24 protein-coding genes are annotated in these 25,476 nt (G+C 60.8%); 8 read left to right on the forward strand and 16 right to left on the reverse strand.

All coding sequences use genetic code 11. From position 1 onward, the window contains the following. Positions 1-38 precede the first annotated feature (38 nt). Complete coding sequence (locus PUT78_RS11440; RefSeq protein ID WP_274352398.1) at positions 39-1,694, reverse strand: peptidoglycan-binding domain-containing protein; 1,656 nt, start codon at positions 1,692-1,694, stop codon at positions 39-41. A gap of 92 nt (positions 1,695-1,786) precedes the next feature. On the opposite strand from PUT78_RS11440, the gene lipB reads away from it, so the two are divergent. The 3 genes from lipB (at position 1,787) to PUT78_RS11455 (ending at position 4,947) form a co-directional block, all read left to right on the forward strand. Then, positions 1,787-2,467: a lipoyl(octanoyl) transferase LipB gene (lipB, locus tag PUT78_RS11445; RefSeq protein WP_274352399.1), complete on the forward strand. Its 681-nt coding sequence runs from the start codon at positions 1,787-1,789 to the stop codon at positions 2,465-2,467. A 234-nt stretch (positions 2,468-2,701) separates the two neighbouring features. Further along, positions 2,702-4,369: a cytochrome c oxidase subunit I gene (gene ctaD, locus PUT78_RS11450; protein WP_274352400.1), complete on the forward strand. Its 1,668-nt coding sequence runs from the start codon at positions 2,702-2,704 to the stop codon at positions 4,367-4,369. A 23-nt stretch (positions 4,370-4,392) separates the two neighbouring features. Then, positions 4,393-4,947: a DUF2244 domain-containing protein gene (locus tag PUT78_RS11455; protein ID WP_274352401.1), complete on the forward strand. Its 555-nt coding sequence runs from the start codon at positions 4,393-4,395 to the stop codon at positions 4,945-4,947. Between the two features lie 286 nt (positions 4,948-5,233). On the opposite strand, the gene PUT78_RS11460 is transcribed toward PUT78_RS11455, so the two are convergent. The 12 genes from PUT78_RS11460 to PUT78_RS11515 all read right to left on the reverse strand — a co-directional run bounded on the left by PUT78_RS11460 (position 5,234) and on the right by PUT78_RS11515 (position 15,518). Further along, positions 5,234-5,896, reverse strand: a complete 663-nt coding sequence (locus PUT78_RS11460) for an N-acetylmuramoyl-L-alanine amidase (protein WP_274352402.1) — start codon at positions 5,894-5,896, stop codon at positions 5,234-5,236. 6 nt (positions 5,897-5,902) lie between these two features. Next, complete coding sequence (locus tag PUT78_RS11465; protein WP_274352403.1) at positions 5,903-6,688, reverse strand: hypothetical protein; 786 nt, start codon at positions 6,686-6,688, stop codon at positions 5,903-5,905. Positions 6,689-6,721: 33 nt separating this feature from the next. Beyond that, on the reverse strand, positions 6,722-8,203 hold the full coding sequence (gene gatA / locus PUT78_RS11470; protein ID WP_274352404.1) for an Asp-tRNA(Asn)/Glu-tRNA(Gln) amidotransferase subunit GatA: 1,482 nt from the start codon (positions 8,201-8,203) through the stop codon (positions 6,722-6,724). Continuing rightward, complete coding sequence (gene gatC, locus PUT78_RS11475; protein WP_274352405.1) at positions 8,200-8,490, reverse strand: Asp-tRNA(Asn)/Glu-tRNA(Gln) amidotransferase subunit GatC; 291 nt, start codon at positions 8,488-8,490, stop codon at positions 8,200-8,202. The genes gatA and gatC overlap by 4 nt, the downstream gene beginning before the upstream one ends. A gap of 134 nt (positions 8,491-8,624) precedes the next feature. Further along, complete coding sequence (gene cysN / locus PUT78_RS11480) at positions 8,625-10,523, reverse strand: sulfate adenylyltransferase subunit CysN (RefSeq protein ID WP_274352406.1); 1,899 nt, start codon at positions 10,521-10,523, stop codon at positions 8,625-8,627. A gap of 13 nt (positions 10,524-10,536) precedes the next feature. Beyond that, entirely contained in the window at positions 10,537-11,469 is a 933-nt protein-coding gene (cysD, locus tag PUT78_RS11485; protein ID WP_274352407.1) for a sulfate adenylyltransferase subunit CysD, read from the reverse strand. 239 nt (positions 11,470-11,708) lie between these two features. Next, on the reverse strand, positions 11,709-12,500 hold the full coding sequence (locus tag PUT78_RS11490) for a DUF1217 domain-containing protein (protein ID WP_274352408.1): 792 nt from the start codon (positions 12,498-12,500) through the stop codon (positions 11,709-11,711). Further along, positions 12,497-12,901: a flagellar biosynthesis repressor FlbT gene (flbT, locus tag PUT78_RS11495; protein ID WP_274352409.1), complete on the reverse strand. Its 405-nt coding sequence runs from the start codon at positions 12,899-12,901 to the stop codon at positions 12,497-12,499. The genes PUT78_RS11490 and flbT overlap by 4 nt, the downstream gene beginning before the upstream one ends. Continuing rightward, positions 12,898-13,275 carry a flagellar biosynthesis regulator FlaF gene (gene flaF, locus PUT78_RS11500; protein ID WP_274352410.1) on the reverse strand — a complete coding sequence of 126 codons (378 nt, stop codon included), beginning with the start codon at positions 13,273-13,275 and terminating at the stop codon, positions 12,898-12,900. The genes flbT and flaF overlap by 4 nt, the downstream gene beginning before the upstream one ends. Before the next feature lie 82 nt (positions 13,276-13,357). Further along, positions 13,358-14,668, reverse strand: a complete 1,311-nt coding sequence (locus PUT78_RS11505) for a flagellin (RefSeq protein ID WP_274352411.1) — start codon at positions 14,666-14,668, stop codon at positions 13,358-13,360. Positions 14,669-14,886: 218 nt separating this feature from the next. After that, a complete protein-coding gene (locus PUT78_RS11510; protein WP_274352412.1) occupies positions 14,887-15,225 on the reverse strand; it encodes a hypothetical protein in 339 nt (112 codons plus the stop codon). After that, complete coding sequence (locus PUT78_RS11515; protein ID WP_274352413.1) at positions 15,225-15,518, reverse strand: rod-binding protein; 294 nt, start codon at positions 15,516-15,518, stop codon at positions 15,225-15,227. The genes PUT78_RS11510 and PUT78_RS11515 overlap by 1 nt, the downstream gene beginning before the upstream one ends. A gap of 99 nt (positions 15,519-15,617) precedes the next feature. Between PUT78_RS11515 and PUT78_RS11520 the strand changes: the two genes are divergently transcribed. Continuing rightward, the gene (locus PUT78_RS11520) at positions 15,618-17,033 is read left to right on the forward strand and encodes a hypothetical protein (RefSeq protein ID WP_274352414.1); all 1,416 of its coding nucleotides are present in this window, start codon (positions 15,618-15,620) and stop codon (positions 17,031-17,033) included. A gap of 133 nt (positions 17,034-17,166) precedes the next feature. Beyond that, positions 17,167-17,820: a flagellar hook capping FlgD N-terminal domain-containing protein gene (locus tag PUT78_RS11525; protein WP_274352415.1), complete on the forward strand. Its 654-nt coding sequence runs from the start codon at positions 17,167-17,169 to the stop codon at positions 17,818-17,820. 771 nt (positions 17,821-18,591) lie between these two features. Here the strand turns inward: PUT78_RS11525 and betA are convergent. From betA to betI, 3 genes are all read right to left on the reverse strand, one after another. Then, positions 18,592-20,232, reverse strand: coding sequence for a choline dehydrogenase (gene betA, locus PUT78_RS11530; protein ID WP_274352416.1), 1,641 nt, complete (start codon positions 20,230-20,232; stop codon positions 18,592-18,594). A gap of 111 nt (positions 20,233-20,343) precedes the next feature. Beyond that, on the reverse strand, positions 20,344-21,795 hold the full coding sequence (gene betB, locus PUT78_RS11535) for a betaine-aldehyde dehydrogenase (RefSeq protein ID WP_274352464.1): 1,452 nt from the start codon (positions 21,793-21,795) through the stop codon (positions 20,344-20,346). Further along, complete coding sequence (gene betI / locus PUT78_RS11540) at positions 21,795-22,379, reverse strand: choline-binding transcriptional repressor BetI (protein WP_274352417.1); 585 nt, start codon at positions 22,377-22,379, stop codon at positions 21,795-21,797. Before betI ends, betB begins: the two co-directional genes overlap by 1 nt. Positions 22,380-22,483: 104 nt before the next feature. Here betI and choX point away from each other — a divergent pair, with 104 nt between their 5' ends. From choX to choV, 3 genes are all read left to right on the forward strand, one after another. After that, positions 22,484-23,410, forward strand: a complete 927-nt coding sequence (gene choX, locus PUT78_RS11545) for a choline ABC transporter substrate-binding protein (protein ID WP_274352418.1) — start codon at positions 22,484-22,486, stop codon at positions 23,408-23,410. Positions 23,411-23,498: 88 nt separating this feature from the next. Continuing rightward, positions 23,499-24,350: a choline ABC transporter permease subunit gene (gene choW / locus PUT78_RS11550; protein ID WP_274352419.1), complete on the forward strand. Its 852-nt coding sequence runs from the start codon at positions 23,499-23,501 to the stop codon at positions 24,348-24,350. Continuing rightward, positions 24,347-25,387 (forward strand): choline ABC transporter ATP-binding protein, encoded by a 1,041-nt coding sequence (gene choV, locus PUT78_RS11555; RefSeq protein ID WP_274352420.1) that lies wholly within the window; start codon positions 24,347-24,349, stop codon positions 25,385-25,387. Before choW ends, choV begins: the two co-directional genes overlap by 4 nt. The last annotated feature ends 89 nt before the right edge of the window (positions 25,388-25,476 follow it).

The following is a 25,476-nucleotide window of genomic DNA, read 5'->3' on the forward strand; positions in this document are numbered from 1 at the left end:
CGCGCCCTTCACTATTGTACTGTTCTTTCTGCGCCGGATCAGTCTTGCGGGATCACGAAAACCGGCAGGGCCACGTCCGTGGCGGTGGCGTCGGGTTGTTGCGGCACCTGGCCGAATACAGCATCGCGCAGCAGGCTGTCGCGTTCAGGCTGCGTGGGCGCAAAGACCGCGCGTTTTGCAGGGTCAAACCCCAGCTCATACCATGCCAGCGCCAGATCCTCGCGCTTGGTGGCGCCAAAGCCCTGCACCAGATGGTGGCCCATTAACTCGCCATAGGCACGTTCGCCCAATGTGGCCAGCAACAGTGCCGCGCCAAGGGCAACATCCAGTTTGTCCTGACGATACCCCACCGCCAGACAAATGCGCGCCGTATCCGTCAATTGCTGCGGGCTCATCCCGGTTTGCAGCACGAATGCGCTGACCGACGCCATAACGTCCGCCTGCGGCTGAACCGACAGGGCAGACACAAACGGCTGCAGCGACGGGGCAAAGGCCAGACACTGTTCTGTGATCTGCGCCGCACTCACGCCTTGCACCTGCGCAATCAGGTCTTCGCCATCTGCCATGGCATAGGTGCGCGCAAGACAGAATTGTTCGTTCAGAACCATCGCAGGATCGGTCATGGTATCGCGCGTGGTAAAGCCGCCATTGGCATTTGTCAGCAGGTTCACACGGTCACAATGCGACACCAGCGAACGCTCTGCCTGCGCGGTCCCGAAGAAATTCGGGATTGCGGGCGCAGCTGCGGCGGCAGCCTCTGAATCCGGATTGCGTGCCGCGGGCTGCGCCGATGGCACCGACAGCGCAACTTCGGTGCTGGGGGATGGCGCTGCGGGAACCGCTGGTTGGGGGGCGGCCACAGTCACCGGTTGTTGTTGCGCACCCAGTTCACATGCGCCGCGCGTACAGGTGAACATCGCGGGCGTCACATTGAAGGCCTGAAAATCATTGCGGACATAGCCTTCGGGGGTGGATACGAACACCTGCACCGTGCAGGCCTGCGCACTGCACCAGAAGGCACTGCCCGTCACCGATGTATCCAGAATATAATCCGTGCGCCCGTCCCCGTTCAGATCCGCAAGCTGAATGAACCCGGCGCGCTGGACCAGTTGCATCGCACTTGGGTCAGACGAGGCCGCGATTTCATCAACCGCAGTGGCAACGGCGGCGGGCAGGCCGTAATTGCCCGCGCTTTGCGTTGGGCTGCGGCCCGACATTTCATCGCGCACCACCATGACCAGCCCGCGCAACCCGTTGGGATGGCTGGACACGGTCTGCGCCACCTGCGGCCCGCCGGAAATGGCACGCTGATGCGCGGTCAGCAGGATGTTGCGTTCAAACTCCGACAACTGGCCAGTGCCCGCAAAACCCAGAAATACCTGATATTCGGAAATACCTGCGCGGGAGCGTGGCCCGATCGCGCCATCCGGTGTGCCCACATTCCAGCCGAAATGGTTCAGCGCGGTCTGCACCGACCGGTTCTGTTCGCGCTGCGCGGTGTTGACGGCGGCGCGCGGCGCGGTTCGTTGTACCTGCACGCGCTGTTGGCGGTTGCGTTGGTCATTGACGATGGCACCGCCAATAATCCCGCCGATAATGCCGCCCACGATCCCTTCCTGCGCTTGCGCTTGCTGGACCGGGAACGCGGCGACACTGATAGACAGCGCAGCTAATAAACTGTATCTGGCAACCATTGGAATGCTCCTGCTGAAAATGACATTCGTTCACTTTAGCGCGAGTTTCCATGCAGGCCCATCTTTTTTTGCCGCCACAGCAAGAGGACCGCATGACCACCACCCCCGTCGAATGGCGCAACCTGCCCGGGCTTTCGGATTACACCGCGACCCTGCGCGCCATGGAGGACCGCGTTGCGCAAATTGCCGCAGGCGACGCCGCTGAGGCGGTCTGGCTGCTGGAACACCCGCCCCTTTATACCGCAGGCACCAGCGCCCGCCCCGAAGACCTGACCGCACCCGACAGGTTTCCGGTATTTCAGGCAGGGCGCGGCGGGCAGTATACCTATCACGGCCCCGGCCAGCGGGTCGCCTATGCCATGCTGGACCTGAACCGGCGCGGGCGCGATGTGCGCTGCTTTGTCCACCAGATGGAAGACTGGGTCATCGCCACGCTGGACCAGTTCGGCATTCGCGGCGAACGGCGTGCAGGGCGTGTGGGTGTGTGGGTTGTGCGCCCCGACAAGCCCCCTGCCCCTGACGGCACCCCGCGCGAGGACAAGATTGCAGCAATCGGCATCAAGCTACGCCGCTGGGTCAGCTTTCACGGGTTGTCCATCAATGTGGAACCTGATCTTGGCCATTTCGACGGAATCATCCCCTGCGGAATACGCGATCATGGCGTCACGTCACTGGTGGATCTGGGTCTGCCGGTGACACTGGAAGACGTGGATCTGGCGCTGCAACAGGCTTTCGCGCAGGTCTTTGGCGACACACCGCAAAAGTGCGGTTGAGTCGCGCGTCATCATGTCGCAGGCGCCTTGATCCAGATCAAAAAAACCCGCCATTGCGACATATTGACGTTGCCCAAACGCATGTCACATTCTAGAACCACCATATGCCGTATCTGGCGTGGTCGGCCCTGTCTGACCATTCAGCACGGATTACGCGCGGGCGGGGACAGCCCCCCGCTTACGAGGGAAAGCAGTCGCGGACAACGCGGCAGGAACCGGGAACTGGAGTAGCCAATGGCCGACGCAGCCACCCATGATCACGGGCACGAAGACACCCGCGGGTTCTTCACCCGCTGGTTCATGTCCACGAATCATAAAGATATCGGGATATTATATCTCTTTACCGCCGGCATCGTCGGCTTTATCGCAGTGGCCTTTTCGGTTTACATGCGCATGGAACTGATGGAACCGGGTGTTCAGTACATGTGTATGGAAGGCGCCAGCCTGACCGCGCAAAGTGACTGTACGCCCAACGGCCATATCTGGAACGTGCTGGTCACGGCGCATGGCATCCTGATGATGTTCTTTGTGCTGATCCCGGCGCTGTTCGGTGGTTTCGGTAACTATTTCATGCCGCTGCATATCGGTGCCCCGGACATGGCCTTCCCGCGCCTGAACAACCTCAGCTACTGGCTGTTTGTCGCAGGTTCGGCGCTGGCAGTCGCATCGGTTCTGTCGCCGGGCGGCAATGGCCAGCTTGGGTCCGGTGTGGGCTGGGTTCTGTATCCGCCACTCTCGACAAATGAAGCCGGCTATTCCATGGATCTTGCGATTTTCGCGGTCCATGTGTCGGGCGCGTCGTCCATTCTGGGCGCAATCAACATCATCACCACGTTCCTGAACATGCGCGCACCGGGCATGACCCTGTTCAAGGTGCCGCTGTTTGCATGGTCAATCTTCATCACCGCATGGATGATCCTGCTGGCGCTGCCGGTTCTGGCCGGGGCCATCACCATGCTGCTGACCGACCGGAATTTCGGCACCACCTTCTTTGATCCGTCAGGTGGCGGTGATCCGATCCTGTATCAGCACATCCTGTGGTTCTTTGGCCACCCGGAAGTGTATATCATCATCATTCCCGGTTTCGGCATCATCAGCCATGTTATCGCGACCTTCTCGCGCAAGCCCATCTTCGGCTATATGCCAATGGTCTGGGCAATGATCGCGATTGCGGTTCTGGGCTTCATCGTCTGGGCGCACCACATGTACACTGTGGGCATGTCGCTGTCGCAGCAGACCTATTTCATGATGGCAACCATGGTGATTGCGGTGCCCACAGGCATCAAGATCTTCAGCTGGATTGCAACCATGTGGCGTGGGTCGGTGTCGTTTGAAACGCCGATGCTATGGGCCTTCGGGTTCCTGTTCCTGTTCACCGTGGGTGGTGTGACCGGTCTGGTCCTGTCGCAGGCACCGATCGACCGCGTCTATCATGACACCTATTATGTGGTCGCGCATTTCCACTATGTGATGTCGCTTGGCGCTGTATTCGCGCTGTTTGCGGGTATCTATTTCTGGATGGGCAAGATGTCGGGGCGGCAATACCCCGAATGGGCTGGCAAGCTGCATTTCTGGGCAATGTTCATCGGCGCCAACATCACCTTCTTCCCGCAACATTTCCTTGGCCGTCAGGGCATGCCGCGTCGCTATATTGACTATCCCGAAGCCTATGCGCTGTGGAACTACATCAGTTCCATCGGGGCGTTCATCAGCTTCGCATCCTTCCTGTTCTTCATCGGTATCGTCTTCTACACGCTGCGCTACGGTCAGCGCATCACCGAGAAGAACTACTGGAACGAACATGCGGATACGCTGGAATGGACCTTGCCCACGCCCCCGCCCGAACACACGTTCGAGCAGCTTCCCAAGCGCGCGGACTGGGACAGGGCACCCGCGCATTAACACCCGGAGGCATGGCATAAATCATGCCCGCATACTGGACGATAACACCAAAGGCCCCGGGCACTGCGCCCGGGGCCTTTGCGTTGACCAGCGCGGCCGGGGCCGAATACCGGCTGGACCTGCGGCCGAATATTTCCATGGGAAACCGTGGCTTTGTCCGCGTTATCAGCATCAGCGCGTTGTTCCTTGCGCTGCCCCTGATCGCTGTTCTGGGAACGCCGGTGCTATGGGGGCTTTTGCCGTTTATGGGGCTGGTGCTCTGGGCGCTGTGGTATGCGCTGATGCGCAACCGCAGCGAACGCGAAACCCTGTATGAAACCCTGCGCCTGACCCGCGATGCGTTTGAACTGACCCATGTAACGCCCCACCGCCCCGCGCAGCACTGGCAGGCCAACCCGTTCTGGGTACGGATTTCGTTGCAGGAAAAGGGCGGGCCGGTGGAAAACTATCTGACTCTGCGCGAGGGCGGCGGCGGCGGCGGTGGCGGGCGCGAGGTCGAACTCGGCCGGTTCCTCAGCCCCGACGAACGCGCAACGCTGCATGACGATCTGTCGCGCGCGCTACGCCATCTGCGTTGAAGGCACTGTACTGATAAGGGGGAATGGGGCTGTCTTGGGGTGGTTCTTTCAGCATGAAATGGCCGATGTCGCGCACGAAGCCCGCGCTATCGGTGGGCCGGGGTCTGCCGGTCCCACGTGGAAGGGGTTCACTTTATGCAGGCGTCATAATCCTAAGCTCCAAGGCTTGAATCAGCACCAACGGAACCGGCAGGCCGCGGGACGGCCCACCGGTGGCGCGGGCCAGGCTTCGCCCTTGGCTCCGCGCCTTTGGGACATACCATTCTCTGATATGCAAAAGCAGCCCCTACCGCCGCGCGGCACTGAACCCGTCTGCCACGGCTGACGCGCGCATCCGGTCCTGCGCGCATTCCGGTCCCTGCCCCCAAGGCCGGAAGCGCAGACGAAATGCCTGCAGGCGCTTGTCCGATGCCGCATCAGGGTAGCCGATCGCATCAAGACTGGGGCCAAGCGGGCGGTCCGTCCCCTGCCCTTCGGGCCACAATGCCAACCCCTGAAGCGCCAGACGCCGCCAGTCGAAACGCGCGCCGGGGTCTTCCTTGCGGTCGGGGGCCATGTCGGAATGGGCAATCACATCGACAGCGGCGATTTGCCAGCGCGCCATTATCTGACCCAGCAAGCTTTCCAGCGCAGTCATTTGCGGGTTCGGGAACGGCATATCCCCGCGATTGGCCAGTTCAATCCCGATGGAGCGCGAATTGACATCGCCCTTGCCGCACCATAGTCCCGCCCCAGCATGCCAGGCACGCTGATCCTCTGCCACCATCTGCACGACATCGCCCTGCGGCGATATCAGGTAATGGGCCGAAACCTGAAATTCCGGGTCGCACAGGCGCTGAAGGGCGGCCGCAGTGCTGTGCATGCCGGTATAATGCAGGACAATCAGTTCAGGCCGCGCGCCATTGCGCCGCGGCCCGTAATTCGACGATGGGTGCCAGATTGCCCCCATGGCGCGCTACTGGCGCGCGCGCACAGTCGTTGCGGCCTGCCGGAACGGGGTCGGGTCCCACCAGCAGGCAAATCCGTCGCCATCAGGGTCCAGATGGTTGGGGTCACGTTCCGGTCCGCCCGCCATCAGGAACGCATCCTGCGCCAGATCCTGCGTTGCGAATTGCGAACAGGCCGCTTCCCAGCGCTGCCAGCGCAGCGGGTGGCGGCGGGTATAGCGCTGCTCGCCCACATTGTGGCGCGTGGACAGCGCATAGACAAACAGGTTCGGCCCGTCACCTGTGCCGATCTCATCCTGTGACACGCGCACCTGCGGAACATGGTCGCGCGTCACAACGCGGTTTTGCTGGGGCGTGCCAAAGGGTTGCGGGGTGAATTGCTGATCACTGACGCCTGCACTGCTGCTGGCCGGTGCCTGCTGTTGCGGCGCCGCGTCGGCGGTCTGGAACTGACCGGACGGTTGTTGCTGCACCGGTGTTGGCTGTACGGGCTGCCCGCGCACGGCCGCGACCGCTTCGGCACCGATAGCGCCGCCTGCCGCCGCCTGCTGGGTGCTTTGCTGCTGGGGCGCGAATTGCGGCCCTGCGCGCCCGGCAACCTGCCCCTGCGCGGCCTGTTGCCGCCGGATGCGCGACAATTCTTCCTGCGCGCGCATATACTGGGCATAATCGCTGAAACCGACACCCCGGCCAGTGGTGTCAACCACGTTGGAATAAGGTGGCGCCGTGTCACACGCTGCAAGCGTGATCAACGCGGCCAGGGCCACAGCGGGAACAAGTACATAGCGTGTCACGTTATTTATGCCTTCGGATCATTTTGCCGGAACTTACCACCATTTCGCGGGTTTGGAAACAAATCCGGCGGCCCCCTCAAGAACATGTGCAGTCTTCAGCAATTCGCCTTCTTCCCAGGGGCGGCCGATCAGTTGCAGACCCAGCGGCAGACCCTGAGCATCCAGTCCGGCAGGCAGGGCAATGCCCGGCAGACCGGCCAGATTAACCGTCACAGTGAACACGTCATTCAGATACATCTGCACCGGATCAGCATTGGCCATTTCCCCCAGACCGAATGCAGCAGACGGGGTTGCCGGGGTCAGGATCGCATCAATCCCATCCGCGAACACAGTGTCAAAATCGCGCTTGATCAGGCTGCGCACCTTGCGCGCACGGTTGTAATAAGCGTCATAAAACCCCGCCGACAGAACATAGGTGCCGATCATCACGCGGCGCTGCACTTCGGCCCCGAACCCTTCGGCGCGGGTTTTTTCGTACATCTGGGTAATGCCGTCGCCTGCGGCCAGTTTCGCGCGGTGGCCATAGCGCACCCCGTCATAGCGCGCCAGATTGCTGGACGCTTCGGCAGGGGCAATCACGTAATAGGCCGGCAGCGCGTATTTCGTGTGCGGCAGCGAAATATCCACAATCTCCGCGCCCGCATCACGCAGCATATCGGCCCCTTGTGCCCAAAGTGCCGCAATCTCTGTGGGCATGCCATCAATCTGATACTCACGCGGAATGCCGATCTTCTTGCCGCGAATGTCGCCTGTCAGCATTGATTCGAAATCCGGCACCGGCAAATCGGCGCTGGTCGAATCCTTGGGGTCATGGCCGCACATCGCCTGCAGCATGATGGCCGCATCACGCACGGTTTTCGTCATCGGCCCCGCCTGATCAAGGCTGGACGCAAAGGCCACAATCCCCCAGCGCGAACACCGGCCATAGGTGGGTTTGATCCCGACTGTACCGGTAAATGCCGCAGGCTGGCGGATGGACCCGCCCGTGTCGGTTCCCGTGGCGGCAAGGCACAGATCCGCCGCGACCGCAGCCGCCGACCCGCCCGATGACCCGCCCGGTGTCAGGTCACGCCCGTCCACTTTCCACGGGTTGACCGCATTGCCATAGACCGAAGTTTCATTGCTGGACCCCATGGCGAATTCATCCATGTTCAGCTTGCCCAGCATCACTGCGCCCGCATCGCGCAACTGCCCGCTGACGGTCGATTCATATTCGGGGCGAAAGCCCTTCAGAATGCCGCTGGCGGCCTGCGACGCCACGCCTTCGGTGCAGAACAGATCCTTGATGCCCACAGGAATGCCGCACATTGCGGGCGCATCGCCTTCGCTGATGCGTGCATCCGCCGCTTTCGCGCGTTCCAGCGCCAGATCAGGTGTTTTATGCACAAAGGCGTTCAACTGGTCCGCGCCATCAATCGCGCGCAGGCAGGCTTCGGTCAGCTCCACCGAGGTCACGTCACCCGCGCGCAGACGGTCGCGCGCATCGGCCAGTGTCAGTTTGTTCAGATCGCTCATTCGACCACCTTCGGAACTGCAAAAAACCCTTCGCGTGCATCGGGGGCATTCGACAGGATACGCGCCTGAATACCGCCATCGGTCACCGCATCTGCACGACGTTTCAGCCGCATCGGCGTCACCGATGTCATCGGTTCCACCCCCTCGACATCCACTTCGTTCAGTTCTTCCATGAAGGTCAGAATGCGCGACAGGTCTTGCGCCAGCGCGGGCAGGTTTTCATCGGGCACGGCAATACGGGCCAGATGGGCGACCTTGCGCGCGGTTTCCAGATCGATTTCGGACATGATGGCTCCGGCTTGCACAGGGATACAACGGGGGGGCGTTCATGCGCGGTTTAGCGGGATGGGCCGGGGGGTGCAAGCGGCGCGACAGGGCAAGGCAGCATTCCCGCCCTGCCCTGTCGTTTATAATGCGCAGATCACGGGATCAGCTTGGCAATGATCATATCTGCGGCCTCTTCCGGGGACATGCGCGTGGTATCGATGCGGATTTCAGGCGCATCGGGCGCTTCATAAGGGGAATCGATCCCTGTGAAGTTCTTCAACTCCCCGGCGCGCGCTTTCGCATAAAGGCCCTTCACATCGCGCTTTTCGGCCTCTTCCAGGGGAGTGTCCACAAACACCTCGACGAACTCGCCCGCAGGCAGCATGCCCCGCACCATGTCCCGTTCCGACCGGAACGGCGAAATAAAGGCCGTGATCACGATAAGCCCGGCATCGGCCATCAGCCTGGCCACTTCGCCCACCCGGCGGATGTTTTCAACACGGTCCGCTTCGGTAAAGCCAAGATCCTTGTTCAGACCATGGCGCACGTTATCCCCATCCAGCAGGAATGTGTGCCGGTTCATGCGCGCAAGTTTCTTTTCCACCAGATTGGCGATGGTCGATTTCCCCGACCCCGACAAACCCGTCATCCACAAGACCAGCGGCTTCTGGTTCTTCATGGCGGCGTGATGCTCGCGCGAAATATCCGTTGCCTGCCAGTGGATATTCTGCGCGCGGCGCAGCGCAAAATTCAGCAGACCCGCGCCAACCGTGCGGTTGGTCATCTTGTCGATCAGGATGAAACCACCCAGATCACGGCTTTCGGTATACGGCTCAAACGGGATTTCGCGGTCTGTCGTCAGGGTCGCCACGCCAATACCGTTCAGATCCAGCGTTTTACAGGCCAGATGTTCCATCGTATTGACATTGATCTGGTATTTAGGCTGCGCAACAACCGCGCTGACGGTTTGCGGGCCGATTTTCAGCCAATAGGCGCGGCCGGGCACCATGTCGTCATCTTCCATCCAGATGACAGTCGCTTCGAACTGGTCGGCCACTTCGACAGGTTTTTTCGCAGCCGTGATCACCTGCCCGCGCGAACAGTCAATCTCATCCGCGAAGCATAGCGTCACCGCCTGCCCCGCCACGGCCATGTCCAGATCGCCATCCATGGTGACGATGCGCGAAATTTTCGTCGTCTTGCCGGATGGCAGCACGCGCACATCATCGCCCACCTTCACCTGCCCGGTCGCAATGGTGCCCGCGAAACCGCGAAAATCCAGATTGGGGCGGTTCACCCACTGCACCGGCATGCGAAACGGCTTCAGCTGTTCGGCGGTCTGGTTCAGTTCCACCGCTTCCAGATGTTCCAGCAACACAGGGCCATCATACCAGGGGGTATTGTCGCTGCGGGTGGTGATATTATCCCCCGCCAGGCCCGAAATCGGGACCGGCGTGAAGTCTGCAATCCCGATGCTTTGGGCAAAATCGCGGTAATCAGCCACGATCCTGTCGAACACAGCAGGGTCATACCCCACAAGGTCCATCTTGTTGACGGCCAGCACAATATGGCGAATGCCGATCAGATGCGCCAGATAGCTGTGCCGCCGCGTCTGGGTCAGGATGCCCTTGCGCGCATCAACCAGAATCACAGCCAGATCCGCGGTTGACGCACCAGTCACCATATTGCGGGTGTATTGTTCATGCCCCGGCGTGTCGGCGACGATGAACTTGCGCTTTTCGGTCGCAAAAAACCGGTACGCCACATCGATTGTAATGCCCTGTTCGCGCTCGGCCGCCAGCCCGTCCACCAGCAGCGCGAAGTCAATCGCTTCGCCCTGGGTGCCGACACGTTTGCTGTCGGCCTCCAGCGTTGCAAGCTGGTCTTCGAAAATCATCTTGCTGTCATACAGCAACCGCCCGATCAGCGTTGATTTCCCGTCATCCACCGACCCGCAGGTGATGAAGCGCAGCATGGTCTTGTGCTGGTGCGTTTCCAGATATTGGTCGATATCTTCGGCAATCAGCGCATCGGTCTTGTAAATCTCGTTCATTGCGTCATGCCCCTCAGAAATAGCCTTCTTGCTTCTTTTTTTCCATGCTCGCGGCCTGATCATGGTCAATCGCGCGGCCCTGGCGTTCGGATGTCGTGGTCAGAAGCATTTCCTGAATGATTTCCGGCAGGGTTTTCGCGGTGCTTTCGACCGCGCCAGTCAGCGGGTAGCAGCCCAGCGTCCGGAACCGGATGGACCGCATCACCGGTTCTTCCCCATCCGCAAGGGCAAAGCGGTCATCATCGACCATCAGCAACAGCCCGTCGCGCGTGACGGTCGGGCGTTCATCGGCATAATACAGCGGCACAATTTCAATATTTTCCAGATGGATATATTGCCAGATGTCCAGTTCGGTCCAGTTCGACAACGGGAAGACGCGCATCGATTCGCCCTTGTTCTTGCGCGCATTATAAGTACGCCACAATTCGGGGCGCTGGTTTTTGGGGTCCCAACGATGGCTGGCCGTGCGAAAGCTGAAAATCCGCTCTTTCGCGCGACTTTTCTCTTCATCCCGGCGCGCGCCCCCGAAAGCGGCGTCAAACCCGTGCAGGTCAAGGGCCTGTTTCAGCCCTTCGGTTTTCCACATATCAGTGTGCAACCCGCCATGATCGAAGGGGTTGATGCCCTGACGCACCGCGTCGGGGTTTTGATGCACCAGCAATTGCATGCCAGCCTTGCGGGCCGCCTTGTCGCGCAGCGCATACATGTCGCGGAATTTCCAGGTCGTATCGACATGCAATAACGGAAAGGGTGGCGGTGCCGGATAGAAGGCTTTTTTCGCCAGATGCAGCATCACGGCACTGTCCTTGCCGACGCTATACAGCATAACGGGCTTGTCGGCCTGCGTGACCACTTCACGCATGATATGGATTGCTTCCGCCTCCAGGCGTTGAAGATGGGTCAGGTTGGTCACATGCATGGTCGGTATCTCTTGTTCTTGTGCCATGCACAGGGCTGTAACGACTGGCGCACTGCTCGTCACCTCCCATTTGGGAGGAATTTACTTGCAGGCAGATCATTTTTCCGGATTCCGGCGAAAAATTTCCGAATGCCGAACAATATTCCGGATTTCAAGCAACGAGCGCTTCCGCGTTTCAATGATACCTCTCTCTTATGTGCGCCAAAATGCGTATCCCTGCCCGTCGTCCATTGCGGCCAGTATCAGGTGAACGCCGCGTCCTCACTTCAGCGGCGCAGCAATGTCAGCGCGACCGACGCAGGCGACATGGAAACCTGCATCTCGCGTATCTGGGACATCACCAGAAACCGCTTGATCAGCTTGTCCATATTCTCTGGTTCGGACAGCGCTTGCAGGTTCGAGACATTAAACCGGCGCGAAACAGAGGATTTCAGGCGCACGACCTGCTGATCCACATCCAGCGCGCCGAATTCCTTCGGCAGGCCCAGCGCTGTTTCCATGACCTTTCGCATTGGCGCATTGCCCAATACCGCAAACCATTGCGCGTTATCAGATGCATATCCCTGTACCAGATCCGGCAATTCGCGCTGCAGGGCCAGCGCCATGCGCATATCCTGATTCTGCGCGCCCACCGCCCGCTCGAAACTGCGCGACTGGAATTGCGCTGCGATACGTTCCTTCAGATCACCGGGTGCCACGGTTTTGGAACCAGCAGTCAGAAACCCCAGATCCTGCGCCAATGCCTTATAGCGTCTATCTGTCAGGCGATTGGCAAGGGCCTTGCGGTCATCAACCCCGTCATCGATGATCTTGCGGATGAACGCCCCGCTGTTGATGTCATCCTCCAGCCCATAGGCCGACAGGATAACCCGAAAGCTGCGGCGGTCCTTGACCAGATCTTCGGTGGACGAAATCGCCGCAAAATTCTGGCGGAAATGCGCAAGATCGTTCTTTACCGCAGGCGCGGCAGTAAAACTTGCTTCCTGCCGCTCTCGCGTCTTGTTCAGGAAGGCCCAGCCGGCAAGCCCCCCGATGGGGATGACCGGCTGGAAACTCATTGCCGGTTCGAGGCAATCAGCCTCGCCTCTCGCGGCAGCAACGCACGCAGCGCCTTGAGTGCGGCATAATATTCCGCATCCGTGATTGCGGCTGTCGCATCATCCAGCAGTTTCCTGCTGTCGTGGTCAGTAAAAACCTGGCTGAGCTGCTCGATGGACCGCAGCAGGGGCTGGCGCGTATCCTGCGGCAGGGCATCCCCCGACAAGACAAGCTGCGCAAGATAGCAGGTGCGCTTTACCGGGGTATTTGCCTGCTGTGGGTGGATCGCGTCGCGCAGGCGCAGGACATGCGCGTTCGGGGTCCGCACGGACAGGCTTGTGCGCCGGTCCCCGTTTTCGATCACTGCGCCATTCAGCAGAACCCGTTCATGCGGCGCAAGCCGGATTACAAGATTGCTCATGTGGTTTCCGCCTTTCCTGCAAGGCCCCGCATGACAGCCAGATTAATGTCAACCAGCACCTCTGCGTTTTCCCTGCCATCCAGCACCTGATCGGTATGGCGCAGGGAAAACTGTGCCAGTCCAAGAAGCTGCAGGCGCAGGCTGTCGGGCAACTGGTTACCCGGCGTGGCCAGATCAATCGCCAGTTCCACCCAAAGCCTGCGGTTTTCATGCATCGCTTCAGCCAGAGCCGCAAAGATGAATGGCTGTGCCTTGATCGCGCTACGCATTCGCGAGGTGATTCTGGAAATCAGTTCATATTCGATTAGGCGTGGCGTCTTGTAGGCTGTATTCGGCACACCATAGGCAGCGGCAGCCATGACATGGGCGTTCATCCTGAATCCCCGTTCTGGAATTGAATAATGATCACTGATCTGGACATGAGTCCCCCCGAAGGGGGGAACTCACATCATATTATCAGCGGAAGAGCGCCAGAATGTTCTGGGGCTGCTGGTTGGCGATCGACAGCGACTGGGTTGCCAGCTGCTGCTGCACCTGAAGCGCCTGCAGGCGTGCAGATGCGGCTTCCATATCAGCATCAACCAGACTGCCGATACCAGTTGTCAGCGCGTCAGACAGGTTCTTGATGAATTCTGCCTGCGTGTCGATCCGGGTCTGGGCGGAACCGAAAGCCGCCGCCGAATCGATGGCGGTCTGAATCAGACCTTCGATTTCCGTCAGGGCGGAACGCGCGCCTGCCGCGTTGCTGACGTCAATCTCGGCCAGCGCTTCCAACCGGCCGCCGACTTCAACATCATTGGTCTGAATTGCCTGAAGGTTGAACGTGTCTCCAGCCACACCTGTCTCACCCGTGAAGGTCACCGTTGCAACACCATTGGCCGCAACCGTCACTGCGGCCGCAATGCTTGTATTCGCCCCAAGCGTGCCTGCTTCAACGGCAGCTGCCACGCGCTGGTTGAACGCATTTGCCAGGCCGTTCGCCACATCCGTCTGGGTGTCCCCGTCGCGCGCGACATAGCTGACATCACGCGTCATATCGTTGAACGCCGCACCGACAGTACCGGCCGATCCGGTGATGTTGATCTGAACGCCCATGCCGGCCACAGCGCTGTCAATAACCAACGCCGTCGTGTTGGGGGTCGCGGCACCAGCGAGCGGTACCACGGCGGCGGCATCCAGCGCGCCGCTAATATTCGCACCACTGCCTGCCGCATCAGCCGTGCCAACGCTCCAGTCGGTCGCCTGCGTTCCCAGATCCTGCTTGATAACACCGATATTGGCCGATGCAACGGTGCCATCAGAAGACCGGTCAAGAGAGGACAGGATATTCACTGTGCCCGAACCCGCAGTGTTCTCACGGTTGGTCAACAGGTTCAGCCCGTTGAACTGTGCTGCAGAGGTGATCGTGCTGATCTGTTCGCGCAGTGCAACAATATCCGTCTGGATTTTTCCGCGATCGACATTTTCTTCCTGCGCCGCGACAATCCGCCCCTTCATCTGGGTCAGCAGGTCGGTCACGGTTTCCGCCGCCTGCGTGGCCACGGCCACAGTTGAACGGCCCAGCGCCAGACTGTCAGAAATTGCAGAAAACCCTTTGACATCAGCCTGCATGGATTTCGAGATTGCCCAGACCGCTGCGTTGTCTCTCGCCGAGTTGATCGATTTCCCGGTCGAGATTTCGCTTTGGGTCTGCGCCATTCCCTTATTGATGCCGCGCATGGTTTGCAGCGCCACCATTGCGCCGGTATTGGTCAGAATGCTTGACATGTTGTGCCTTTCCGTTTGTGCATTTTGCACATGAGTTTTGGGTCATCCGCCGGATGAGGTTTGGTGCATTCTGCATTCAGCCGGGTTGTTTGAAACCGCGTCAGATCAGCCTTCTGCCAACAGGGTCGAGATTGCGACAAGCAGGTTTACAGATAGTGAACAGACGCATGATTCGATGACGATCTGCCCGGATTTCCACCAACATGGTAAACGCGGTCTCAGGCCTTGCGGGCCAGTTTCCCGGACTGCGGCAAGAGCGGATTCTGCGTACCATCCTTCTGATAGAACAGCGCATTTCTGGCATTGTGATGTTGCATCACCACGCTGCGCACGCCTGCGATTCCCTTTGCGACCGCGCCCAGAAACGCCTGATTGCGCAAATTGGCCTTGCGCAAGGTATCAAGCCCGGCCTTGGGCAATGGTTGCCCCGAGAGCGCGCCGAGAAGCGCTTCCTTCTGTTCCGCCAGCGCCTCCAGCCTGTCAAAATCCGCCGCCAGAAGGGCCTGCCCCTCCTCCGTGAGCACGGCCTTCAGCTGCGACAGTAATTCATCAGGCATTATTCACCCTCCCTGTTCCGGTCGCTTGCGCGAATCATCATCTCCGCCAAGCCAATCCCGCCCTGTGCCGCAATTGCGCGCGCCTGCGCATCCACAAGGAAGGAAGCGAACTGGTCCTCGCCGACACCGCTTTCAATGCCGGATATGGGTTTCCCCGCGCCTGCAGCGCGCAATAGCTCTGCAAGAACAATAGCTTCGAATTCTGTGGCGGCCGCCCTATGCGGGTCTGCACGGGCTGAGGGCGGCCTGTCAACTACCGTCATCCGGGCGTGCATCTGTGTGACTTCAAGCATGTGAATCCCCTTTCATGCGTGGCTGATCTGAAAATACCTGCCTGCTGGTAAAGATTCGGTAATCACTTTGTGCGATGGTGCCTTATTCAGGAGGATGCGATGGTCATCGGCAGCGTAACAGATCCGCCCGCACCGCAGGGCAAAGTGACATCCGCGCAAAAGGAATCGGCACGCAACTCTGGTCCTGGGCCCGGACATGGCGGTGAATTCGCGCATGTCATGGCGGACCTGTCCAGATCCGCCGTGCAACCTGTGCGGCCATCGCCGGATCAACGCGGGGCCACACCGGATGCGCCCCTTCCTGCGCAGATGGAGTTGGATGACACGCACATCCCGACACTGCATATTGACGCGGCCACCCGCGGTATGGACGACAACGCGCCACATCCACCAGCGCAGGAACTCGCGGAAGTTTCCGCCCTGCCCGCGCCACCGGAACCCGATGACACATATCCGGAACATGAAACAGCGGCAGCCCCTGTCGGACTGCATTCTGCGCGATTACTGCAGCCGGATGAACCGCCAGTCGCGTTGCGGAATGCAGCGGTGGTGCAAACGGACATACCGCGCAAAATAACGCAACCCGGGCTACAAACCGAGTCAGAAGCAAAGTCGGCGCGCAGCCATGCCCATTCCCTGCTGGCAGCGCAGGTCACCGCATATGAACCGACAGTTTCCGTGCCTGCGCTGAAGGCTGCGTATGACCTGCCATTCGGCAATACGGTCGCTGCTCCCGCCCCGGTATATGTATATAATGCGGAAGACGTGCCGCAATTTCCGTCCGGGCCGGGCAGACCGGAAATAACTCCCATCCAGATTCCGCAAGCCACGGTCATCACCGCCGCAGAACCGCATCTTTGCGGCCCGGCGCTGGCGCGAAAGGACACCCCCGCGGCCGGGACACCGCAGGTTGTGAGCGCAACCACAGCGCCTTTGCCGAGTTTGGCGGGCCACGATACCCAGGTCCTGGCAACACAGCCGCAACTACCGCACGCCCCCGGCCCGCACGGCGCATTCGCCCCCCCGGACGAGCCTGATCTGCCCCCCCCCGATGACGCGGCCCCGCTCCCAGTCGCGGGCCTTGGGGCAAGTGAAACAACCGCCGGACAGACCGCACGCCCGGTCATGCCCGTGCTAAGGGGGGACGGACCGCTTCCTTCCGCACTTGCGCAGGCCCTGCATGAGGCAGCACAAACCGGCGAAACCGAACTTGATCTGGGTGACAGGGGCAGACTCCGGCTTGCTGTATCGGCGCTGGACGGATCCGTCCAGATATCCATGCTTTCGGGGCGCACAGATATGCTCGACCAAATAAAAAGGTCGCTTCATCTGCTCCTCGACGATCTGACGGCGCTGGGTTTTCAGAAAATTGACCTGAAGCTGGTTGACGACTCGGGGGGGCGGGCCATGCACAGGATCCAGGTTACCGACGGAATTGCCGAGTATCCTGCCCCTGCGATAACCGGACAACACGGCGCACCGCCCGGCAGCATTGGAATGGATATCCGGCTATGAACATAAGGATACACTGCCCGCGCGGGGCAAAGCAGGTCTTGCAAACCAAATGTCGCTCCGCGCGCCAAAGCCCTGTTCCCGCCGCCGGACACGCTTGGCCCTGTCCCCCTGACCCAGCATAAGAAGGACGCCCATGTTCAGCATGATTGACACAGCCACGACCACCAACGCTGCATCCGGCAGTTCCGCCCCGCCAACGAAAAGCGGCTTCAGCGACGGGTCAGATTTTGCCATGTTCCTGCGGATGCTGACCACTCAGATGCAGAACCAGAACCCGTTAAACCCTGTGGAAGCGTCCGATTTCGCTGTCCAGCTTGCGACATTCTCTGGCGTCGAGCAGCAGATTCAGACCAATCAGCTGTTGGGCAGGCTCGCGGATCAGATGATCTTCTCTGATCTGGCAAACTGGCTGCACAAGGACGTAGCTACGGATGCGCCCATATATTTTTCTGGCGCGCCCCTGACTGTAAATGCCCCGCCGGTGGCGCATTCCACCAGCCGGGACGTGGTTATTTCGTCGGTTGACGGGCGCGAACTCGCGCGGGTTCCCGTCAGTGCACAGCGGGGCGACATCACGCTTGATCTGGGGCAGGATCTGCCTGACCCATTGCCGCATGGAGCCTACCAGTTCACGGTGGAGGATTTTCAGGGCAGTGGCAGCTTGGGTACCAGCAAGGCTGTTCAGTATGCCCCTGTGCAGGAAGTCCGCAACAATAATGGCCAGATCGTTCTGGTTCTGGAAGGCGGAGTCCAGATCAGTAGCGCGCAAATCACCGCCGTCCGGTAAACGTGGATGCGAATCTCGTGATACCTGCGCTGTGGGTTGCATGCCCTTACCCGAAGGGGCCTCGCCCAGCCTGCCCGCGTCCTGCCCAATGGTCCACCACGCCCTGCACAGACATATTGCCCTTGTCTGGAAAGCGCGACACCGGTTTCAAGCCACGCGCGTCATGCGCCGTACCGCGCGAGTAGCGCATGTTGCCAGACAAAGGGGGAGCCGTTTTCTGCTTCTCGAACATCCGAAATCAAGAGGTCAGAATGCGGCGCGCTTGTTTTATGCTGATCCCGGCTTTTGTGGGAGTAGAGAGCCAGCGCGCCACGCCATTTTAGCGCGCACTGGCGGTGGTCGGATCGTCACGGGCTTGGTCGTGAAGAACCGTTTCAGGGTGTGATCAGCTATTATCTTCGCCTGAGGCCTGAACGGGTACAAGACGATGCATGACGCCCTCTGCACCCAGCATAGGACAAGCAGGTTGCGCAATAAACGGCCGACAACTCGTTGCGGGGCGCGCGAATGTGAATGCGCACGCGAAGTGATCCGGCATCATGATCATGTCTGCCGGAACCGCAAGCGCGCCTGACGCGGATGACAGCCATGCACAACGCCGCACCATCGGCGACCCGGCGTCTGCCGGTCCCATGTCGGATATGTTCACGTTACGCGGCCTCCATACCCCGGCATCCGGGCGCGGGCCTGTTCCGCGTTATTCAATCCTCCGGGGGGCTACGAAAGGCCAGCCCCCGCAAACGCGATGTCCAAACCCGGATCGATCGCGCGCTAACGCTGGCTACAGGCCCAATCGGGTGCCATGCTGGGGGCCAGGTTTTCGGGGGCCAGGCATCTGCCAAGGATGTGATCGGCAATCTTTTCCCCGACCATGATCGATGGCGCGTTCAGGTTCCCGTTCGGAATGCGCGGAAAAACCGAGCTATCCGCAACCCGCAGCCCCTGTACGCCAATGACACGGCCCTGCGGGTCCACCACCGCAAGCGGATCGTCAGCTTTGCCCATGCGCGCGGTGCCACAAGGATGATACGCACTTTCGACATGCTCGCGGATGAAATCATCCAGGCCCGCGTCCTCGCTCACCTGCGCGCCGGGCTGAATCTCGTGGCGCAGATAGGGTTCGAATGCCGCCTGCCCCATGATTTCGCGCGTCAGCCGGATGCAACTGCGGAACTCCGTCCAGTCGTCCGGATGGCTCATGTAATTGAAACACACGCGCGGGGTATCCTGCGGGCGCGAGGAGCGCAGCTTCACCCAACCACGGCTTTTGGACCGCATCGGGCCGACATGGGTCTGGAAACCATGCCCTTCGGCCACGGCCTTGCCGTCATAGCGCACGGCAATCGGCAGGAAATGATACTGGATATCGGGGTAATCGATCCCCGCGCGCGACCTGATGAAGGCACAGGCCTCGAACTGGTTCGACGCGCCCGGTCCCTTGCGCGTGAACAGCCATCGCGCACCCACCCATGCCTTGCCTGGCAGCGACCAGTATTTGTAAAGCGTGATCGGCTGGGTCGCGGCATATTGCAGATAGAGTTCCAGATGGTCCTGCAGGTTCTGCCCCACGCCGGGGCGGTCCGCGCGCGGCGCAATATCATGTTCAGCCAGATGTGCTGCGGGGCCTATTCCCGACAACATCAGCAATTTCGGGGTGTTGATGCTGGATGCGGCCAGAACAACCTCTGCGCGCGCATGCAGAATGCGCCCATCAATCAGCCTGACGCCGGTTGCGCGTTGATCGTCGCTGAACAACACCTGCGCAACCTCGCCGCGCACCAGCCGCGCCCGCCCGGTTGCCAGCGCGGGGCGCAGATAGGCATCCGCCGCCGACCAGCGCTGCCCGCGCCAGATCGTGGCTTCCATTGTGCCAAAACCTTCCTGCGCGGCACCGTTATAATCGTCGGTCAGCGGATAGCCTGCCTGCTGCCCGGCGGTCACAAAGGCGTCGAACAAAGGATTTTCGCGTGCGCCGCGTGTCACATGCAGCGGACCACCAGTGCCGCGCCATGGCGAGGGGGCACTGCCATGCCAGTTTTCCATACGCTTGAAATAGGGCAGCACATCGGCATAACCCCAGCCGCTGGCGCCACTCTCGGCCCAATGGTCAAAATCTTTTGCGTGGCCTCGGACATAGACCATGCCATTGATGCTGGACGACCCCCCGATCACCCGCCCGCGCGGGCAGGCCAGAACCCGTCCGCCCAGATGCGGCTCCGGTTCGGTCCGGTAGCCCCAGTCATAGCGGCGCATGTTCATGGGATAGGACAACGCGCCCGGCATCCGGATGAAGGGGCCAATATCGCTGCCCCCCGCTTCGACAATCAGCACAGAACGCCCGGCTTCAGCCAGTCGCAGCGCAACGGCTGATCCACCGGACCCCGCGCCCACAATGATGTAATCAGCATCCATGTTCGTCTACCCCGTCAGCGGCATTGCGCCTGCGCGCCGACAGGCGCGCCAATGAAAATCGTGTCGCGCGCCCTTGGGCGCGCGTCCGCAAGGTCAGGCCAGGCGGCACGGTCAATAAGGTGCATCGACATCGCCCAACCCCAGATAGACTGATTTGACACGTGTATAATGCTCCAGTGCGGCATGGCCGTTTTCACGCCCCACCCCGCTGGCCTTGACCCCGCCAAAGGGCATTTCAACCGGGGTCAGGTTATAGGCATTCACCCAGACAATGCCTGCCTGCACGGCGCCTGCGACCCTGTGCGCCCGCGCCAGATCGCGGGTGAACACCCCTGCCGCCAGCCCGTATTCAGTGGCATTTGCCCGCGCGACGACATCTGCCTCATCAGTGAAATCCAGCACCGACATGACAGGGCCAAAGATTTCTTCGCGCGCCAATGCCATGTCATCGCGGACATCGGCAAAAACCGTGGGCTGCACGAAACAGCCGCTTGTCCCATGGCGCGCGCCGCCACAGACCAGCCGCGCGCCCGCGTCAATACCGCCCGCGATATGACCCAGCACCTTGTGCATCTGCGCATCCGACACCAGCGGTCCCATCTGTGTCGCCTCATCCAGCGGGTCACCCAGCCGGATCCGGTTGGTGCGCGCGGCCAGCCGGTCCAGAAACGCCGCCTTTATGTCCTGATGCACAAAGACCCGGGTACCGTTGGAACAGACCTGCCCCGCCGAATAGAAATTGGCCATGATCGCCGCGCTGACCGCATTTTCCAGATCCGCATCGTCAAAGATGATCAATGGTGATTTGCCACCCAGTTCCATGGTCACGGCGCGCATACCTTCGGCGGCAGCGGCATAAACCTTGCGCCCGGTGGGCACCGACCCTGTCAGCGACACTTTGGCCACGCGCGGATCAGTGATCAGCCCCGCGCCCACTGCGCCGCGCCCCTGCACCACGTTGAACAGCCCCGCAGGCAGGCCCGCCTCATGCAGGATTTCGGCCAGTGCCAGCGCGCTTAGCGGCGTCACGTCTGACGGTTTGAACACCACCGCATTGCCGAAGGCCAGCGCGGGTGCCGCCTTCCAGCAGGCAATCTGGATCGGGTAGTTCCACGCGCCAATACCCACGCAGACCCCCAGCGCCTCGCGCAGGGTATAGGCCATATCGCCGCCCAGCGCGATGGTCTGGCCAGTCACAGTGGGCGCAAAGCCTGCGTAATATTCAAACGCATCCGCGCCCGATGCCGCATCCGCGACCAGCGTTTCCTGCAGCGGTTTGCCAGTGTCGAGTGTTTCGAGAACCGACAGATCATGGTTGCGCGCGCGCAATATCATCGCCGCGCGATGCAGGATACGGCCCCGTTCCACCGGGGCCAGCGCCGCCCATGCGGGCTGAGCCTGCTGCGCGGCGCTCAGCGCGCGCGACATGATGTCAGGGGTCGCTTCATGCAGGCGCGCGATCACCTCTCCCGTGGCGGGATGGATGCTGTCGAGCACCGCGCCGCTTGTGTCCTCAATCCATTCACCTGCAATGAAATGGCTGGCTTTCGGTTGTGCTTTCATCATGCCCTCTTGTTCAGGGCGGCGCGCAGCCAGCCCGTGACCTGTTGTTCGGCGCGCGCGCCATTGGGTTCGCCCTGACCCAGCGCTTCGCGCAGGTAAACGCCATCGATCATGGCCGCCACCGCTTCGGCCATATCCGCCGCAGTTCCCGTCCCCGCAAGCGGGCGCAGGGCATGGCGCAGATTGCTGCGCAGGCGTTGCTGATAAATGCGCAGCAGGCGCGCGGCCTGCGTATTGCGCTGTGCCATCACATAGAAATTCAGCCATGCCGACACGGCGTCCCGGCGGAAATTACTGCCACTGAACGACACCCGGATCAGCGCCTGCAAGCGTTGCTCCGGTCCCTGCGCCATGACCAGCGCGCCGCGCATTTCCGCGCCATAGACCGCAAGAATATGACGCATCGCCGCCAAAAACATCTGCTCTTTGGACCCGAAATAGTGGTGCGCCAGCGCCGATGACATGCCCGCGCGCCGCGCAATCCGGCTGACTGTGACCTCCAGCGCGCCGGTTGCGCCAATCTCGGCAATTGCTGCCTTGATCAGTGCGTCGCGCCTGATAGGCTCCATTCCAAGCTTCGGCATGGTCAATCCTTGCGTATTCAGTTCATATTTTCGGTTGCAAGATGACTAGCTTATTGTTTATTGATTGGTCAATCAAGAAAAACTCAAAACCGGGAGAGATGCCTATGACCCTTCGTCTGACAACATTCGCCGCCGCCGCAACATTTGCCGCAGCGCCCGCTTTCGCAACCTGCGACCAGATCACATTTTCCGATGTGGGCTGGACCGACATCACCGCCACCACCGCTGTTGCAACCACCCTGCTGGACGCGCTTGGCTATGACACCACCACATTGGTCCTGTCGGTGCCCGTCACCTATACATCCATGGCCAATGGCGATGTGGATGTGTTCCTTGGCAACTGGATGCCCACGATGGAAGCAGACATCGCCCCCTATCGCGACGCGGGCAGCGTGGACACTGTGCGCCGCAATCTGGCCGGTGCGAAATACACGCTGGCCACCAATGCCGCAGGCGCGGCCCTTGGGATCACGGATTTCGCCGGTATTGCCGCGCAGGCCGATGCGCTGGAAAACCGCATCTACGGGATTGAACCGGGCAATGACGGCAACCGCCTGATTCTGGACATGATCGAAGCCGATGCCTTCGGCCTGTCGGGGTTTGAAGTGGTCGAAAGTTCGGAGCAAGGCATGCTGGCGCAGGTCGCCCGCGCCGACCGCCGCGACGAGCCTGTCGTCTTTCTGGGGTGGGAGCCGCACCCGATGAATGCCAATTTCGACCTGACCTATCTGGCCGGGGGTGATGACTGGTTCGGCCCTGATTTCGGCGGTGCAGAAGTCTATACCAACACCCGCGCCGGTCTGGCCGCGGAATGCCCCAATCTGGGCCAGTTCCTGAACAATCTGGAATTCACCCTTGCGCTGGAAAACGAAATCATGGGCGCCATCCTGAATGACGGCACCACCCCGGAAGATGCCGCACATGCCTGGCTGTCGGCCAATCGTGATGCGATCACGCCATGGCTGGACGGGGTAACCACCCGCGACGGTGGCGACGCGCTGGAAGCTGTGCTGTCCGCACTGGACGGCTGACGCACAAGGCAGGCCCCGATTCACCGGTCGGGGCCGGTTTGCGTGCCGGACCTGATCCGGAGCTATTTGCCAGAACTGGAGCAGCAGCGTGAGCGACATTTTCACCAAACCCGTCACCGATGCGAAAATCCCTGTCGGGCGCAGCGTCGCAGCCGCCTTTGACTGGCTTCAGGATACGTTCATCACCGCCTTTGACGGGCTGGAAGCCGCCCTGCGCAGCATCATCGGCCTGCTGGCCACCATGTTGCAGACCCCGCACCCCTTTGCCGTGATCGCGGGGTTTTGTGCCGTGACTTGGGTGTTACAGCGCCGCCTTGTGCCGGTGCTGATTGTCGCGGCCTGTATGCTGTTTGCCCTTAATCAGGGGTATTGGGTGCTGACCATGCAAACCCTGACTCTGGTGCTGGCATCCTGCATTGTCTGTATGGGGGTTGGTGTGCCCGTCGGCATTTATTCCGCGCATCACCCACGGTTCTACCGTATGCTGACCCCGGTTCTGGACCTGATGCAAACGCTGCCGGTATTTGTGTATCTGATCCCCGTGCTGGTGTTGTTCGGGCTGGGCATGGTGCCGGGGCTGGTGGCCACAGTGATATTTGCCATGCCTGCGGCCATCCGGTTGACGGAACTTGGCATCCGCTCCACCCCCAAGGCGCTGAATGAAGCGGCCACTGCCTTCGGGGCGACCACGGGCCAGCGCATACGCAAGGTTGAACTGCCCTATGCCTTTCCGCAGATCATGGCGGGGTTGAACCAGACCATCATGCTGTCGCTGTCCATGGTCGTCATCGCCGGGCTGGTCGGGGCGCCGGGGCTGGGTGTTCCGATTGTGCGCGCCCTGAACACAGTCAATGCCGCATTAGGGTTCGAGGCAGGCGCGGTCATTGTCGCCGTTGCCATCATGCTGGACCGCATGCTGCGCGTGGAGGTGAAACCATGACCGACCCCGCCATCCGTTTCCGCAATGTCTCCATCGTTTTCGGCAAGAATCCTTATAAGGCAATTCCGCTGATGGAAACCGGCCAGAGCCGCGATGACATCAAACAGGCCACGGGCCAGGTGCTGGGCGTACATGACTGCACGCTTGATGTCGGACATGGTGAAATTGTCGTTCTGATGGGCCTGTCGGGGTCCGGAAAATCAACGCTGCTGCGCGCGGTCAACGGGCTGAACCCCGTTGTTCAGGGCGATGTGCTGGTCCATGACGGGGTGGGGCTGGTCAGCGTGCCAAAGGCCAACCGCGCCAGCCTGCGCCGCCTGCGCACGCGCAATGTTGCGATGGTATTTCAGCAATTCGGCCTGTTGCCATGGCGCAGCGTGCGCGAGAATGTGGGTTTTGGGCTGGAACTGGCCGGCGTGGCGCGGCGCGACCGGCGCGACAAGATCGCTGAACAGCTGGAACTTGTGGGCCTGTCGCAATGGGCCGATCAGCCCGTCAGCGCGCTGTCGGGCGGCATGCAGCAACGTGTGGGGCTGGCGCGCGCCTTTGCCACAGATGCGCCGATCCTGCTGATGGATGAACCCTTTTCCGCGCTGGACCCGCTGATCCGCGCGAAATTGCAGGATGAGCTTCTGGAATTGCAGCAACGCCTGAAACGCACCATCCTGTTTGTCAGCCATGATCTGGACGAGGCCTTCAAACTGGGCAACCGGATTGCCATTCTGGAAGGTGGCAGAATGGTCCAGTGTGGCACCCCGGCGCAGATATATTCAAACCCCATCAGCCCCTATGTCGCGGAATTCGTCGCCAATATGAACCCGCTTCAGGTACTCTGTGCCCGCGATGCACTGGCGCAGGGCAGCGTGCCGGGGGCAATCGGCACGGTAGATGCGGATATGCCGGTGCTGGCGCTGATGGACCGGATGACCACGCGCACCACCTGCCTTGCGGTGCAGGATGGAGACCAGACCCTTGGATATGTCACACCGCAATCCATTCTGACCGCACTGACCGCAAAACGTGGTGTCATGCACTGACGCGGCGCGCGCTTTTGTGGCCTGAAGGGGACATTGATGCTTGGATCAAACCCCCGCAATCGGCGGGCCGGGGTCTGCCGGTCCGGCGT

Origin of the sequence: Roseinatronobacter alkalisoli (assembly GCF_028745735.1) — a bacterium.
GTDB classification, from domain to species: domain Bacteria; phylum Pseudomonadota; class Alphaproteobacteria; order Rhodobacterales; family Rhodobacteraceae; genus Roseinatronobacter; species Roseinatronobacter alkalisoli.